At 56.4% G+C, this 16,709-nt stretch carries 11 protein-coding genes; 8 read left to right on the top strand and 3 right to left on the bottom strand.

Annotation, left to right across the window (positions count from 1 at the left end; translation table 11 throughout):
• Positions 1-512 precede the first annotated feature (512 nt).
• From mnmC2 to ABEA92_RS00830, 4 genes are all read left to right on the top strand, one after another.
• Positions 513-1,325 carry a tRNA (5-methylaminomethyl-2-thiouridine)(34)-methyltransferase MnmC2 gene (gene mnmC2, locus ABEA92_RS00845; RefSeq protein WP_345681831.1) on the top strand — a complete coding sequence of 271 codons (813 nt, stop codon included), beginning with the start codon at positions 513-515 and terminating at the stop codon, positions 1,323-1,325.
• Positions 1,326-1,471: 146 nt separating this feature from the next.
• Complete coding sequence (locus tag ABEA92_RS00840; protein WP_345681830.1) at positions 1,472-2,068, top strand: ECF-type sigma factor; 597 nt, start codon at positions 1,472-1,474, stop codon at positions 2,066-2,068.
• A complete protein-coding gene (locus ABEA92_RS00835) occupies positions 2,068-4,626 on the top strand; it encodes a protein kinase domain-containing protein (protein WP_345681829.1) in 2,559 nt (852 codons plus the stop codon). The genes ABEA92_RS00840 and ABEA92_RS00835 overlap by 1 nt, the downstream gene beginning before the upstream one ends.
• 168 nt (positions 4,627-4,794) lie before the next feature.
• Complete coding sequence (locus ABEA92_RS00830) at positions 4,795-5,460, top strand: toprim domain-containing protein (RefSeq protein ID WP_345681828.1); 666 nt, start codon at positions 4,795-4,797, stop codon at positions 5,458-5,460.
• Here ABEA92_RS00830 and ABEA92_RS00825 read toward each other — a convergent pair.
• The 3 genes from ABEA92_RS00825 to ABEA92_RS00815 all read right to left on the bottom strand — a co-directional run bounded on the left by ABEA92_RS00825 (position 5,390) and on the right by ABEA92_RS00815 (position 8,847).
• Positions 5,390-7,996 (bottom strand): hypothetical protein, encoded by a 2,607-nt coding sequence (locus ABEA92_RS00825; protein WP_345681827.1) that lies wholly within the window; start codon positions 7,994-7,996, stop codon positions 5,390-5,392. The two genes, ABEA92_RS00830 and ABEA92_RS00825, sit on opposite strands and share 71 nt — an antisense overlap.
• A gap of 6 nt (positions 7,997-8,002) precedes the next feature.
• The gene (locus ABEA92_RS00820; protein ID WP_345681826.1) at positions 8,003-8,485 is read right to left on the bottom strand and encodes a PEGA domain-containing protein; all 483 of its coding nucleotides are present in this window, start codon (positions 8,483-8,485) and stop codon (positions 8,003-8,005) included.
• Positions 8,486-8,646: 161 nt separating this feature from the next.
• The gene (locus tag ABEA92_RS00815; RefSeq protein ID WP_345681825.1) at positions 8,647-8,847 is read right to left on the bottom strand and encodes a hypothetical protein; all 201 of its coding nucleotides are present in this window, start codon (positions 8,845-8,847) and stop codon (positions 8,647-8,649) included.
• Positions 8,848-9,148: 301 nt separating this feature from the next.
• On the opposite strand from ABEA92_RS00815, the gene ABEA92_RS00810 reads away from it, so the two are divergent.
• From ABEA92_RS00810 to ABEA92_RS00795, 4 genes are all read left to right on the top strand, one after another.
• Positions 9,149-9,697 (top strand): carboxymuconolactone decarboxylase family protein, encoded by a 549-nt coding sequence (locus tag ABEA92_RS00810; protein ID WP_345681822.1) that lies wholly within the window; start codon positions 9,149-9,151, stop codon positions 9,695-9,697.
• Positions 9,698-9,823: 126 nt separating this feature from the next.
• Positions 9,824-10,741 (top strand): hypothetical protein, encoded by a 918-nt coding sequence (locus ABEA92_RS00805; protein WP_345681820.1) that lies wholly within the window; start codon positions 9,824-9,826, stop codon positions 10,739-10,741.
• A 240-nt stretch (positions 10,742-10,981) separates the two neighbouring features.
• Positions 10,982-12,820 carry a C2 domain-containing protein gene (locus ABEA92_RS00800; RefSeq protein WP_345681819.1) on the top strand — a complete coding sequence of 613 codons (1,839 nt, stop codon included), beginning with the start codon at positions 10,982-10,984 and terminating at the stop codon, positions 12,818-12,820.
• A gap of 400 nt (positions 12,821-13,220) precedes the next feature.
• Positions 13,221-16,673 carry a protein kinase domain-containing protein gene (locus ABEA92_RS00795; RefSeq protein ID WP_345681818.1) on the top strand — a complete coding sequence of 1,151 codons (3,453 nt, stop codon included), beginning with the start codon at positions 13,221-13,223 and terminating at the stop codon, positions 16,671-16,673.
• The last annotated feature ends 36 nt before the right edge of the window (positions 16,674-16,709 follow it).

Below are 16,709 nucleotides of genomic sequence, written 5' to 3'. Positions count from 1 at the left end.
AGTGCAAAGGAAGAGTTTTGACGCCAGCCAGGGAGCTGTAAAATTGCTTTACAAAAGTTATGAAAACAGAAAACCAAGCGGTTCTCAATAGCTTGCGATCCGTAAAAAGCACTTTGCGCGTTCTTTGCGCCTATAATTCGGGGGGTATGGCCTTATGACGATTTGTCTAGATAGCTTACTGCCCCCTTTGTCGCGTCCCTGTGACGCTGCGAAACATTGGAGATGCCGAAAGGAAATAATTTCTAAGTCCGGCGCTGACCGGGCTTGTGCCACGAAAAGTCCGTTTTTTACGCGATTTGGCGCAGTTTCGTCGGCGGGGGGATCGAGGGGGCAGTCAAACTTTGGCCGACAGCCGTGCGGTTTGACGCCCGGTGCGGAAATAAAGGGGGCAGCCTGCTACTGCTTGCCACCGTCGAGGCCGTTCGCAAGAATGCGCATCAAATAAAAAGGGGGGGCGATTCGTAGTTTTCGGTAACCAGAAGTTTGCTTACGCATTAGGAGTCGAGTCGAGCATGAATCCACGGGCGAAACGCGGAAACGGGACAGCCCGGATTCGATTGCCGTGTCAAGACGCGCTGCTTGAGATCGAAGTGACCGACGATGGCAGTCGCACGCTGATTAACAAGGCGACGGGCGACAGTTACCACAGTTCTTCGGGCGCGCTGTCGGAAACACGCGCGGTCTACTTGCAGAACAGCGGCGTTGCGGAGCGATTGTCCGCTCACCGGGCCACACGGGTGCTCGAGATTGGGCTGGGCACCGGGATGGGGATGTTTGTCACGGTCGACCAAGCGGTCCAGCATGGCACGCCGCTAGACTATCTCGCGATCGAACACCGTTGGTTGCCCGCAGCGGTCGTACGCGAGCTGTCGCCTGAATCTTGGGTCGAAAACACCGCGGTGGTGTCGGACTATTTGCAGTGGCGAGCAACGATCCCCCACGACGGACGCTCGCGTCTTGGTGATGATGTGCCGGTTTTGTCTGCCGAACCGCACGACAAGATCCAAGCCCCGATGTTCCATTGGCAGGCCGGGCCGGAACAAATCGTTCAGATCCATGTGGTGGATGTATTGAGTTGGCAGTTCGATGGCGAACCGTTTGACGCGATCTATTTCGATCCCTTTGCGCCCGATACCAACAGCGAACTGTGGCAGACGCCGACGCTCCAGTTGATGTACAAGCTGCTGAACACCGCTGGCCGGCTTGTCACGTACTGTGTGAAACGAGAAGTTCGAGATCGCTTGGCGGCGGTCGGATTCGAAGTTCAAAAAATTCGCGGCCCCGAGGGGGGGAAACGAGAGGTCTTGGTCGCAGTGCGGCGTTAGAATGGGGAGTATGACTCGGTCCCGATTCGGGTGGTGGCGCGGTTGCTGTGAGCGATCGCAGCGAACGGTTCGCGATGCTTGCAAAAACGTGTCACTTGATGGCGAATCCAAATCACGGTTGATATATTGGGCTCAGGCAAAAACCTATGAATGGCATAAACGAACTCGTCGAAAAGAGCGTCCAAGGGCAACCGGCCGAAACGGACCGGTTGTTTACGCTAATGTACGACGATCTACGACGTTTGGCTGGTCGATTTTTGCAGCACGAGCCGATGCGTCAGCGGCTCAGTTCGTCTTCGCTGGTGCACCAAGCCTACATGCGGATGGTGGATCAATCGCGGATCAATTGGCAAGGCAAGACACACTTCTTTGCCATCGGTGCGACGGTGATGCGGCGAATCTTGGTCGATCACGCTCGCAAGGTCCGGTCGCAAAAGCGTGGCGGCGGTTGGGAACGGCGGATGTTGACCGACGAGACCACATTTCAGCTCAGCCGAGATGACGACGTGGTCGCGTTGGACGATTTGCTAAATATCCTTGCCACCCTGAATCAGCGTCAGGCAAGGATTGTCGAACTACGATTTTTCGGGGGGCTGACCATGCGTGAAATTGCCGCCGAAATGAACATCGGTCTTCGGACGATCGAAAAGGATTGGGCGATGGCTCGTGCTTGGATGCGTCGCGAACTGAGACGCGGTGACGAGGATGAGGACGATTCGAGCGGGGAGTCGGATTCGGTTTGATGAATGCCGATCGCTACGCTCGTGTCCGAGATCTTTTTTTTGCCGCTGATGAACTCTCGGGTGCAGCGCGACAAGATTTTCTCGAGACTGAAATTGGAGACGACCAAGAGCTGATGGCAGAAGTGCTGTCGTTGCTCGACGAGCATGACGCAGACTTTGCACAGCGTGAGGGAGCAAAGGCGTTGCCGGTGCCCGCTCCGCTTGAACTCGGTCAAGCGGCCGAGGCGGGCGGCGATTTAGTGGCCGGTGATCCAGTGGCTGGCGATGCAGTGGCCGAACCACGACGTGCCGCCGAAACCGCCAACGGGATGTCGGCCTCGGAGAAGACTCACCCGGCAAAAAGCGATTCATCTCGAGCGAAATCCCCACAAAACAAAGCGTCTGACACCCAACGGGCCGAGAAAAAGGTGTCCGCGTCCGAGATCACGCAGCGCGGATCAGAACGCACACACGCGTCGCCTAAGGATTTCGAATCACGAGGGTCCAAGGATCGCACCTCGCCGAGCGAATTGCTGTTGGCCAGTAAATCGCGTCGTGCTCGGCGTATCAATTCAGGGTGGTTGTGGTTAGCCGCAGTGCTGCCGACGCTGATCGTGGGCTACATGACCTACCACAGCGTTTCCAACAGCGTCCAATTGGCGCTGCACAACGAATTGACCGGCGTCAGCAACAGTGTCGAATTGGCGACCGGTCGGTTCCTCGACGACAAGGCGCAGTTGGTCCAATCATGGGCCCGGCAATCGTTGATTCGTGAGTCCATCCTGCGGTTGGTCGAGCTGAGTGACCGAAAATCGAAGTTGGATGTTCTCGAATCGGCTCCGCTGTCAGCCCAAATCCTTAGTGAACTGAGGGTGTTGTCGGGAAAGCCGGACGTCAAGTTCGTCGTCTGGAACCAGTCATTTACGACGATTGCGAGCTGGCGTGAGGATCACTCCGATCTAGGTCATCCGGTTATCCCCAGTGGTACCTCGGATGTCGCTCGAGTGCTGCGTGGGGAAACGGTCGTGTATGGTCCCGATCGTGGTGACGGTCCTGCCAGTCTAACCGAAGACGAAGTCGGCGCGGTCGACGAATCGCTCGAGCCGATGATGGCGTGCATCGTTCCAATTCGCGATGCTGATTCGGAAGTCGTCGCGGCGTTGCTTGTCAACAGCATCGGGCTGTTTGACGAGTTCAACGAATTGTTTCATGAGAGCAGTGTTACGAGCGGATTGGATATCTACGCGATCAACCGTGATGGCGTCATGATCAGCCTCAGCCCGCACGCGGCAAATTTGTTTCATCGCTCGCAATTTGACATGGATCCCGATTCAATCGTGGCAGCGTTGCGGGTCAGTGATCCTGGGGCGGTGATCACGTCCAGCACACGCGACCAAATTGTCCGTCGATCGCTGCCGTTGACCGAATCCGCGTCGGCGGCAACGTTGGGCGAATCGTTGGTGCGGCTCGAACCGTATTCGAATTATGCGGGTGAGTTGGTGGTCGGCGGATGGCGATGGATTCCACGATGGCGATTTGCTGTGGTGGTCGAAAAGGACGTGCGGGATGCATTCGCAGCGGCCCGAATCGTGTGGTACAGCTTTTTGCTGCTGGGCAGTTTATTGACCGTCACCGCATTGGTATCGGCGGGGCGTTTGGCACGCAGTTCCGCTCGCGATCACGCCGCCGTCCATCCTTTGAGTCGCTACGAAATCGTTTCCGAGCTGGGCAGCGGAGGGATGGGCGTGGTGTACAAAGTCAAGCACATGCAGCTGGGCCGAAATGCGGCGTTGAAACTGTTGCGAAGCGATCGGCAAAACCGCGAAGACCAATTGCGTTTTGATCGCGAGGCACGTTTGGCTGCGTCGCTCACGAATCCCCACAGCGTAACCATTTACGATTACGGTCGTAGCGAAGACGGAGAAGCCTACTGTGTTATGGAATACTTGTCTGGATTGACGCTTCAGGAAGTGGTGGCGCGTAGTGGATTCCAGTCAATCGGACGTGTGTTGTTTGTGCTACGACAAGTCTGCGAAGCGTTGGGCGAGGCGCATAGTTTGGACTTGGTGCATCGTGACATCAAGCCGCAAAATATCATGTTGTCGCTCGATCCTTCGATCGGCGATTGGGCAGTTGTGTTTGATTATGGGCTTGCGAAACCGCTTAGCCCCGAGAATGGGACCTATCAAACTCGCGAAGTGATCTGGGCTGGCACGCCGATGTACATGGCGCCCGAGCGATTCCGGTCCCCCTCGGTGATGGATCCCCGCTCGGATATCTATTCGGTTGGCTGCGTTGCGTATTACCTTTTGGCTGGCCGTCCGCCCTTTGCGGAATGCGATCCTGAGTCACTGTTCGCGCTGATTATCAGCGAACAGCCGATCGGGCTGGGGATTCACCGCGGCGAGGATGTGCCCGAGTCCGTGCGTAACTGTGTTTTTAAGTGCATGGCCAAAAATGCCGCGGACCGTTACGCTTCGGTTGGTGAATTGGCCGAGGCGATCGATGCCCTGCGAGTCGAGTTTCCGTGGACAAGCCGCGACGCGGCCGATTGGTGGAAACAACACGGCGAAGTTTAGTGCACGCGTGGCAGATCCCGCGGGGATGGCTTCCGACGTAACGAAAGTCACGCTGGGCTTTCGCCCACCCACACCGCCCGCTTGGAACTTTTGATGGGGTTTCAACAGAAAATACCTCCAGCCGAGGCAGCGTTTGCACCCTCGAATCGTCCGCCAAATAGAGACACGATGTTTCCACGCCAACCGATCAAGCTTCACGATTCTCAGCAACACGGCTTTGGCACCGGAGCCGAGCTGATTTTGGTCGAAGGCGATTCGGCGTCACGCAGCGTCGCACGCGCACGTGACACCACGTTCCAGGCGGTGTTGCCGATGCAAGGTAAACCGATGAATGCGTTGCGATCGAATCGTCGCACCATCGAGCGAAACGAATTGTACGCCGCGGTCATCGATGCACTCGGTTCCGGAGTCGGCGACTATTTTCATCTCGATACGATTCGGTTCGAGCGAGTCGTTTTGCTGTTTGATCCCGATGCCGATGGGATTCACTGCGGCGCGTTGATGATGATGTTTTTCTATCGTTGGATGCGACCGCTGTTGGAATCGGGGCGTGTGTCGACGGTGCGGGCACCGATGTTTGAAATCTCGGCTCGTCGCTACAAAGACACGCTGCTAGCGTACGGCGAAGAGCATTACCGGGTGATTCGAGAACAGCTCGATGCAAAGGGAATCGATGGGATCAAGATCAACCGTTTTCGTGGTCTTGCCAGTTTGAATGAGGGCACGTTGCGGCGAACGTGTCTGCATCCTGACACCCGTGCGGTCAGCGAGATGACGGTGCATGACGCCGAAGAAGCCATCCGGATCTTCTGCCCCAATATGTCAGCATCGTGAGCCAGCCGGCGATCGCTGCGATGATCGACGGCATCATCCACCATGGACGGTATTCGAACGTGACGATCCATCGCCCCGGTGGAACGATCACGCCCTGTTTTAGATAGTCGACACGGTGAACCGTCGCAGTGTGTTTTTTTGATGGGTTTGACGAGACAAGCGTCGCATGCCAATGGCCATCTTGATAGACCGTCCGCTCGAGTAAACACGTGGTCGAAGCATTGACCTCGATTTCAAACGCATCCGCAGATTCTTGTTTGATCACCCACGTGATGCTCGGTTCAGTAATCGAACTGGGCTTAGTTAATTGCGCCTCAAGGGCGTCCATATAGATTCGCGGGACGCGGTTCGCATCACCTAGTTTCTGTAGCAGCGAACTAAAATCCTCACTGCTTGTTGTCGCAGAATCACGGATGGACCACGAGTGATGAATTTGGACAGCGGGGGCAGGCGGAGTTCGACTGATTTGTGTCTCGACCAAGTTCAGGTCCTCAGCGACTCGCGAGGTTTCGGTTGCGTTGATCGTTTGTTCGATCCCGAGCCACTGAGACACCGCCGCCCAAAACTCGGCTCGCTCCTTTTCCGTCTTCGTGCTGCAGACTTCGCGAGTGGCTTTCCAAAACATCGCCATCGCTTGAGATCGAATCGAGGTCATGTTGTTAAAGACATGGCCACGATCCGCAAGGTGCCAGCGACCGAACCATGCGATCTCGGAGCTGATTTCAACCTCGGTCAATCGGTCCGCTTCTTGGAGATTTTGCCATACGTCGGGCCATCCACTGCCGGTTCGCGTTCGCAGCGTCATCACTCCGGCATCCGCGATTGGGATGGATTGAATCTCAGTGGGGTTGGCGGAGACGCGAGCGATATTGCTTGTTGCAAACACGGCCAAATCGATCACAACGATTCCCAGTACGCATCGCATCGCGGTCGCACGCGAAAGTCGGTGGCGATGCAGTTGCATCAAAACCCAGGTAATGCAGGCCAGGACGATGATGGAGTGGACAACGGACCAGCAGACTTCGCCTAGCCCGCCGGCGATGTCCAGCGGTCCCCAAAAAGGATCCGATGGTAGTGCAGCTCGGTTGTCGAGCCAGCGGTCCGGATCGTACTGCAACCCGATCACGACGAACAACGCAATCACCATCACCGTGGCAATCGCCATCAAGGCTCGCCACGTCGATGCGGCGTAACGCGGAAGGTTTTCGAGCCAATGGACCGTCACCATCGATGCGGCAAACGCCGCGATCGGCAACCATTTGGCTGGATAGCGAAGCGAATCGTATCCAGGCACAACGTGGTAGAGCATCCAGTACAGTCCTCCGGTACCACTGTCGGTTTGTGCCATCCCGCCGGTTGCATTTTGGATCATCCAAACCGGCCCAAAATGTCCCAGACACACCAGCGAAGCGGCGAGCGTGATCCCGAGCCAAACGACGACATCGCCCGTCGGTTTTCGATTCTTACGGCGGCGAGCCAAGTGTAGCGTGGTGCTGAGGAATGCGATCGCGACCAGCAATCCCATATAGACCGACGGAGTCCAAATTCGGCCGTCGCCAGGAATCAAGCTGCTCAATCGTCGGTATTGCGGTAGCAGACTGCCAAACGCGTTGGGGGTGAGGCACTCGGCGACATGCCAGGGGGCGACCGAGAACTGGTACGCTTGCCCGCGGCGTGAATTTAGTAGCGGCGGCGCCAACCAATGGGGATTCTCGTCCGGCAGGACGCGGTCGCTTTGAGCGCTCCAGGAAACCGATGCGGCAAGCTGAGGCAATGTAAGCAGCGACGCAAGCAGACAGCTCGCGACGACCGCAACGATCGTCGTTGATCGCTCCGCGATCACAACGTTGCCCTTATTCTCCGTCCGCCCCTCGGTCCGAGCGTTAGATCGCGGAACGATCCACGACAATGCCCATCGTCCACAACCCACCACCATGGCAACGATCACGACGTTGGCGACAGTTTGCGGATCCCCCGCCAAAATCATCATCGCCATCGCGGTGCCGGCGATCATCACTCGCTGGGATTGAGGCATTGGCCGCCGCTGGATCAGCGTCGACATCAACAGCGGCAACCAAGCGGCTCCGACCAAAAACGGCGGGTTCGTGTACAACACCAACACGCTGCCCGAAAGCGAGTAGCTGAGTCCGGCGATCGATGCGGTAATCTCGCTCGCCCCAGTGCGCCGGGCGGCGTAGCGAGTGGTGATCGCAGCCAGGATCAGGTGAATGACGACGTACCAGCCGATTGCCGTGCCGGTTTGAATCGGCATCCGAAATAAGATCCAGCGGACGGGGTAGAACACCGCCGTTGTCGTTTCGCCGACAAGCGGGATGCCGGTTTGGTCCAGCGGATTCCACAGCGGCAACCACTGATGGTCCGTGCGGTGGCCGATGTAATCGTAAAGCGGCGTGTAGAAATGGCCGACATCGCGAAACGCCAACCGATCGATACCGACCAAGACCGAAGCGAACAACAGCAGGATGATGGCGGGAGCAACGAGGCGGTGCAACCCGCTTGATGAGACGCGTATCACAGTCGTCTATCGCGGTGCGTTAACCATTCCCGTTTGGGATTGAGTTCGCAGAGAATCGGCTCGCTGTACCACTTCGCCGGTCGGAGCGAGGGTTTGGGGTACCAATTCAACATCAATGATTCGTTCGTCACGCAGATCGCCTGGCCACAATGTTTCCGAGATGAAATCGAGCCCCGGCATCTGGTACCAAGGAGGGTTGAAGCGGCGTCGGATCGTCTCGGTCTTGTATCCTTCCTTTTCGATCCGGAATTCGCGAGTCCCATAATACACAAAACTCGACGCAGCCGGGCTGGTGCCAATCACTTGATTGTCCACCGAAACCGTCGCGCCCGCAGGGTTGGTCCGCACCGTCATGCGGCGACGAACACATCCAATCGATGGCAATGATAGTATTGCAAAAAGGACGATCCACAACGAGTGCAGACGCGGATTGCCACCGCAATTCGCAGCGGAATGAGGCGTCGGTGGTGACAGACGAGTCGTTTGCAAGCTTCGCTCTCGGCGCGGATAGGGGAGTGGCGAACAAGAACCAATTGCCGTGTTAACAATTCCGCGGCCAAAGAATCTAGATCGATTTCCCACCAATTCGCATTTTCACAAGGACATGCACGATGGCGATTCCACAAAACGTCGCTAAGGGATGAGGCGTCTCAGCAGGAACCGCTAGCGGAATCGTTGTTCTTGTCACGGAACGTTCCGCAGCACGCCGAGGATTCGAGCAATCGTTCGACGTCCGCAGCGAGGTCACGGTCTTCGATCGAATGAAGAAACCAGCGGCGTTCGGTATCGTCCATGTGCACCGCCTGATTGAAAAGCGAGCGGATTTGTTCGTGACGGTCGCTGTGATTCATTGCGATGTTAACCGGAAGTGGGGCGGGCAGAATGAGGTTCGGATGCGGGAAGTTCCGGCACGAGGCTGAGATTGTTCAGGCAGCAATAAGCCGCGGCGGACTTGACTGAGAATACGCTGCGATCATCGTATCGCGGTTTTCCATACGCTCCCACTCCCGACGGGGTAAAACTTAATCGCTATCGGACGGCCCCAGTCGAGGGTAGAATCGATGTCATTACAGTAGGTAGGGTCAGGTCGACAATGCCAGAGGCAGTTTGATTACGCCACATTTGGCTGATCGGAATCAAGGGTAACTCATTATGAAACGTTTCCCACTGAATCAGGAAGCGGACGTATCGAACGAGGTCGAGCAAATTTACCGCGACTTTCAACGCGGAATGGGGTTCCCCGAGGTGCCGAATTTCATTCGTGTTCAGGGGGCATCCCCCTGCATGCTGGCCGGAACATGGGGGCTCGTCAAGAACGTGCTTCTCGAGGGGCGTCTTCCCCGATCGACCAAGGAATTGATTTTTGTTGCGATCGCCGTGGATCGTGAGTGCCATTATTGCCGTGATGCCCACACCGCATGTTGCCGAATCCTCGGAGTTGAGGATGCCACGATTCGCGCCGTCATGCAGGGGCTGAGCGAAGAGCTGCCCGATCGCATTCGTGACATCTTGCAGTTTGCGGTCAAATGCGCGGCTGGACCTCATCAATTAAAGGACGAGGATTTTGCTCGGCTGCGTCAGCACGGCCTGGATAGCGAAGAAATACTCGAGGTGATCGCCGCCGCGTCGATGGCAGTTTATGCCACCATTATCGCCGACGCGACGTTGATTGACTCTGATACGATGTTTGCAGCGACCTAGTGAATGGTCACTTGGAAATCGGGGGGATGGGTAACGCGTTTCAATGTCACGCATCGACTAGCTATAGTGTTGGATTGATAAACAAGACTTCGTCATCATCCACCCATCGCCCCTCTCGATTCAGTAATGCAGAAAACCAACCGAACGGAATCAATTGCCGAACGATCTGCTGGTGATGGCGAGACCGAGCGTGGACTGATTTTGGTGCTTCGCTTAGCTGCGCTGCTGTGTTTCGCAGGTTGGACTTGGGTGCATTTCTATTGGGAAGGTCCCTACGGAATCCTGCTCTGGCAAGACGCCACTTACGATCTCGCGAGCCGATTCGGCATCAGCTGGGACGAGTTTGTCGGAACCGGCGCAGATGATGGTTGGTTGCAAACTTGGATCGCTCGCATCACATGGCTGTACTTGGCGTGTACCGTGTTGACGTTGACCGTCCGCCGGAGATCGTATTTCCAGATGGCGGGGCTGATCGGCGGCAGTGGACTGCTGGCCGTTTTAAGTTACGCAAAATATGTCGCGTCGCAGCACCAGTTGCCGATGTTTGTTGAGCACGGCGGGCAAATACTCGCTCCGGTGTTATTGGTGATGGCACTCGGCTGCGGAGCTCGTCATCGCATCACCGTAGGGACCGCGATGGTCGCGATGGTGATGACCTTTGCCGGCCATGGTTGCTATGCGATTGGATGGTGGCCGACGCCTGGCAGCTTTTACGGAATGATCTCCGTTGCATTGGACGTCGAATATGAAACCGCCAACGCGATGCTGCGCTGCTTTGGTGTGTTGGATTTTGTTGTTTGCATAGCGATCTTCATTCCCCCGCTACGCCGGATCGCGGCCGGTTACGCAGTCATCTGGGGATTTTTGACTGCGGTGGCGCGTCCGCTGGCTGGGATGTCGTGGAGTTTAAATTATTGGGGCGCTGACCAATATCTTCACGAAGCCGTCCTGCGTGCACCACATTTTCTGATTCCGTTGTACCTTGTTATCCTCTGGAGCCGATCACGTAGTGCGATCGACGCTGAAGCCAAGCCGGTGACCTGACAGCGCTGCTCCGCTATAAAAACCACCCGGTAAGTGCAAAAAGCAGACGGCGTTAGCCTCGCGCCGCTCCGCTAAATATAGTATTTTGTATTGGGCGACGGTCATCGATCCGGCTTTCCGCGGAATCAATCCAATTCCTCTCGCCCCTTCCTATCGAAACCTTCCTCGATTGCGACTGCTTCTTCACCGCTAAGCAATCGGACCCGCAAAAGACTGGCCCTATCCCCCTCAGGAAACACGATGAAGTTACTGAACCGCCTCGCGTTATGCTGCTTTGCTCTGCTCGTGACGAGTACTCCCTTGCTTGCCCAGCAGTCGCGGCCACGACGAGGTGCTGATCTGAGCATCCCCGAGGTTGCGAAGAAGGATCTGATTTGTTTCGCCCTCTACACGGTTCATGACAACACGCTGAAATTAACAGCTCAGCTGTATCCGTTGTCCGATAGCGATCCGAAAACGGTCCGTTTGGAAATCGAAAGCGACGGCAAGTGGACCGAGGTGGCTCGGACGACCGTCATCGAACCTGGCTGGACCGCGCCATTTCGAGTCGACAATTGGGATGACACAAAGTCGTACAAGTACCGTGTCGCACATGGCAGCGAAGCGTTCTATCAAGGCACGGTTCGCAAGAATCCGGTCGATAAAGACGAGATTGTTGTGGCGGGGTTTACCGGTAACTCGATTCAACCGGCTCACGGAGGCGATATCTCGCGACAAGATCTGATCGACAACGTCAACCGAGTCGACGCCGACGTACTCTTCTTTTCCGGCGACCAAGTTTACGATCACAATCGACACTATGCGGCGTGGTTGAAGTTTGGTCGTGACTTTGGCGACATCATCAAAGATCGTCCGACAATTTGCTTGCCCGATGACCACGACGTTGGCCAGCCCAACCTGTGGGGTGAAAGCGGCAAGATCTCCACGCTCAGCGGCGCTGCCGACGGGGGCTATGCCAAACCGGGGGTCTATGTCAAAGAAGTCGAGCGGGCCCAAACCAGCCATCTGCCCGATCCAGTGGACCCTCACAAAATTGGCCAGGGGATTGGCGTCTATTTCACCAATTTAAATTGGGGCGGCATCGACTTTGCAATCCTCGAGGATCGTAAGTTTAAAACCGGGCCGGCGGGACGCGTGCCGAAACAGGGGCCTCGTCCAGATCACATTCGCAACCCCGATTATGATCCTGCCAGCGTGGATGTGGACGGCGCCATCTTGTTAGGCGAACGCCAATTGAAATTCATTGACCAATGGGCTCAGGATTGGAGTGACGCCAAGATGAAGGTCGCTCTGTCGCAAACGATTTTCTGTGGCGGGGCACACATTCATGGAACCGCCAATGGACGACTGCATGCCGACATGGATTCCAATGGCTGGCCTCAATCCGGCCGTAACCGTGCACTCGCTGAGCTTCGCAAAGCGTTCGCGTTTCACTACGCAGGTGACCAACACTTGGCGACCATTTTTCACCACGGCATTGACGAACATCGCGATGCGATTTGGTCATTCTGTGTGCCGTCGATTGCCAATCTTTACCTTCGTTGGTGGGAACCGCTTGAACCGGGAGAAAACCGTGAACCAGGTGCTCCCGATTACACCGGGGATCATCTCGATGGTTTCGCCAACAAAGTCACCAACTATGCCGCGGCAAATCCAGAAGAGAAACCGGCCGGCAATCTGCTCAATACGCGAGCGGCTGGTTTCGGGATCGTTCGCTTCAACACCCAGTCTCGCGAAATCACCATGGAGTGCTGGCCGCGAAACGTTGACGTCACCGACCCAGCTGCGGAACAGTATCCGGGTTGGCCGCGAACGATCTCTCAGTTCGATAACTACAACCCACCGTCATGGGGCAAATTGGGCGAGATGACGTTTAACATCGAAAATCCCGTGGTGCAGTTGATTGACGCAAACAGCAAAGAAGTGCTGTACACCGTCCGCGTCGCTGGCAAAACGTTCACGCCAGCAGCGCCCAAGGGAAAATCGTTTATTGTGAAAGTCGGCAAAGACGCTCCGACCGCGATGATCGTCAACGGGGTCAAAGTGGGCGGCAAGCCGATGACGGTAACGATCGACTGACCGCAGCGAATTAAAATTGTCCCTGTCCCTCATTTTCAGCGTAGCGGATCAGTGATCCTCACGGGGGGGCAGGCAACACGGGAAAGTTTTTCGTAGCGAAACTCGTCATGAGTTTCGAGCGGGACGGGGCAAACTTTGCGTTGCATGTCGTCTTTCGTTATAGTGACATCTCGCCCAAAAAAATTATCTTTGACTTGCCTAAAAACGTGTCATTTGCAGCCCGCCTCAATTTGATTCCTTGGCGTTCGATTCCGTTGTCTCTATTCAGACCGAATCGAGGGCGTATCCTGTCGCAGTTGAGGGTCTGCCAGCAGCGACCTAGGTTCGCGGTGAAGCAAAGCCGTCGTTCGATTTCGTTGTTCGAGTCGTGGTCGGCGTTGGAAGTGTGAGAAAGCCGGTGGTGCCCAGTTTAGACGAACTGATTTCCGATTTTCTTGCCAGAGTTGATGGCGGTGATTCGGTGTCTCCGATCGAATTCGTCGAGGATTATCCCGAGCTGCGTGACTCGTTTCTCCATTTTATCACGCAACATTCTCCGCCCGCTCACAAAGGTGACAAACAGCACACGCTTTCGAATCCGGCCACCGACCGTGCCGCGATGCCAGATTCGGAAGGGGCGTCCGGCGGCGGATTTGAGCGTATCGGACGCTATCGTTTGCTACGTGTGCTTGGTAGCGGCGGAATGTCGGTTGTGTACGAGGCAATTTGCGACGGAGCATCCGAACCGGTGGCGCTGAAGGTGCTGCATGCTTCGGTCGCCAGCGATCGAGGGATGCGTCAACGGTTCCAACGGGAAGCCGAAACGATTCGGTCTCTGGATCATCCGCACATCATTCCGCTGTGTGACTTTGGGACTGCGGGTGAGACGTCGTTTCTAGCGATGCGTTTGATCGACGGTGAAACGCTTGCCCAGCGGATCCGACGCTTTCAGCCAGCACCTGATCAGCAAGACGCCACCGCGGTGACCGCCGCGGATGGATCAGCCATCACGCAGGTGCCGTCACTGCGAGACGGCGACGACACGGATTTTGATTGTTCTGCCGATACGGTCGACACGATCGAGCGTGCGACGATGCCCGAGATCGCTGCGTCGATCGCCGATGTCGCCGACGCCTTGCAGCATGCGCACAGCCGCGGGATCGTACACCGCGACGTCAAACCATCAAATTTGATGATTGATTCACAAGGCAAGATTTGGCTAAACGACTTCGGATTGGCGTCGGCGGGCGAAGCGCAGACCGTGGTCACGCGAACCGGCCAAATCATTGGGACGCCGCACTACATGAGTCCCGAGCAAGCCGCGGGGGCGGTGGACCAAATTGATTTTCGCAGCGACATTTATTCCCTTGGGGCAACCCTTTACGAGTGGGCGACGCTGCACCGTCCTTATGACGGCGACCGCTTTCGCGTCTTGTTAGAAATCTCCTCAGGTCGGCTGCGTCGACCATCTCAAATCTGTAGCACCGTGCCGCCACCTTTGGAAGCGATCATCTTAAAAGCGATGGCGTGCTCGCCAGGCGATCGCTATGCCTCTGCCGCGGAAATGGCTGATGATCTGCGGCGATTCGCTTCGGGCCGCCACGTCATTGCTCGACGTCCTGGCTTCGCTGATCACGCAATGCGTTGGCTCGCTCGCAACCCGCGAATCTCGATCTCTGCAGCGTTGGGCGTTGCCGCCGCAGTCCTGTTGGTGATGCTGGTCCAGTACATGGTTGGACAACGATTAGCGATCGTCAATACTCGGTTACAGTCAACCAATGACGCGCTCCAGCAATCCAATACCGAACTTGCCCAGGCCAACCGTGATCTCGACCACAGTCAATCTCGGCTGCGACGACATCTCTACGTCGCGGACATGGGATCGGCGTATCAAGCTTATGCACAACAAGATCTCGATGCGGTCAATTCGCTGTTGGAACGACATGATCCGGAGGTTGCGTCGGAGCAAAGCAGTGGTTCCGACGCGGCGGGGTTGCCAACGTTGCTGACCGATCCGGTTGACGACGATCAACGAGGATTTGAGTGGTGGTTGTTGAAGAATTTATCGCGGCCGCCTGAGGTGTTGAGCATGACCGGGCATGAAGCCGCCGCTACCGAGGCCGCGGTGATTCCAGGGCAAAACCGGTTGCTTTCGGTGGGCGAGGATGGTTGGGCACGGCACTGGGATCTGGCCTCCGGACATCAACTTGATCGCTGGGAGGTTGGCGGCCAACTCAACGCGGTTGCGGTTTCCCCCGACGCCACGCTGTGGATCACCGGCATCAACATCCCTATTGGACTCAACTGGGTAGGGCTAGGCGATTTCGCAACCGGCGACGTCAGGGCGTTGTTGCCCGGGCATCAATATTCGGTTGAATCCGCAGCGTTCTCTCCCGACGGAAAATGGATCGCCACTGCCGGTCGATACCACGAAGTCTTTCTGTACGAATCGAGCGGTCGGTTCCGCGGACGAGTGCTCACCGGATCGCGGAACGAAGCGCTTCATTTCTCTGCGGATAGCAAGCGATTGCTCGCGGTTCGTCGCGAACAGATCGATGGCGAGCCGCAGCAGGTCGTGACGTCGTACACGCTTCCTGATTTGCTGCCGACGATACAATGGAAGTTTTCGTTTTCGCCCTATGTGTTTGCGCTCTCGGCAAATGGCGATCGCTGTGTCGCGGCGGACGGAGCAGAATGGGCCGTTTTGGATTTAGGCGATCCAAAGCCGATTGCCAATCGCAAGGATGTTCGCGGGCGGATACGCTGCGTCGCCATCGCTCCGAGCGGAGACCGCGTTGCTTTGGGTTGCGACAATGGGTTACTTCATCTGTGGAATGTTGATCGAGATGATTTCGACACCGATCCACGATCCCACCGAGTCATCACTACCGGCACAAAAAGAGTGACGAGTGTGGGGTTCCACGGCGAAGAGAAACTTTTCGTAAGTAGTGAGGATGGATCGGTACAGCTTTGGTCGCTGCACGAAACCAAAGTCGAACACCCGTCCTTTGGCGTCTCTACACAAGCAGTCTCGGAGAGATCAGCGGATGCCGATTGTCTTTTTTTGCGGGGGGATCACGGTGGCGTCGAACGCTTGGACTTGGCCACACTGACGCATGAGCAAATTGGTCACGTGAATCCCGACGAATACTGCTGCGTCGCGGCGACGTCCGACGGCAAGACCTTGGCCGCATCGACGTTGGGCGGGATCGTGATCCTGTCAGCGGACGATGGATCCGAGCACGCGCGGATCGAATTCCCACAGGACGACGTATCAAATTGTGTCAGCCTTCGGTTTGTTCAGGATGACCAGCGTCTGCTGGTGCTGTTCAGTGACCGTATCCGACAATACCGAATTTCCGATGGGGCAATGACTCGCGAGCAGATGCTGCGAGCCGATGGCGCCCAGCAAATGCTGGTTTCGCCGGATCGATCGACCGTAATGGTGGTTTGCCGGGATGTGTTGCAGTGGTGTGGATCAGAGGATCTGCAGTGGCAAGCAACCTATCCGCGGCAATTTGGTCAGTATGCAAGGTGCTGTTATTCGGAAGACGGGCAAATGATCGCGTCGGGGTACCAAGATGGAACGATCGAGTTGCTGAGGGTTTCATCGCTAGAGTCGTGGAGAGTTTTGCGAGGGCACCGTCACTCGGCATTGGGGCTACAGTTCATTGACGACGATCGCACGCTCGTCAGTTCCTCGCGAGACGGGACGATTCGCTTCTGGGACGTCGATAGTGGCCGCGAGATTGGCGTGTTGGATGCGGGAGAGGTCGGTACGCATTATTTGCATTTTAGCGAACCGACGCAGCGGCTATTCAGTCTCGGACCTCACCGGCCCATCAAAGTCTGGTCCGGCGATCGAGTTGAGTAGGTTCGCGTCGGCTGCTTCATTAGACTCGCGACACCG

Source organism: Novipirellula caenicola (genome assembly GCF_039545035.1).
GTDB lineage: Bacteria > Planctomycetota > Planctomycetia > Pirellulales > Pirellulaceae > Novipirellula > Novipirellula caenicola.
This window is presented reverse-complemented; position numbering and strand designations above follow the sequence as displayed.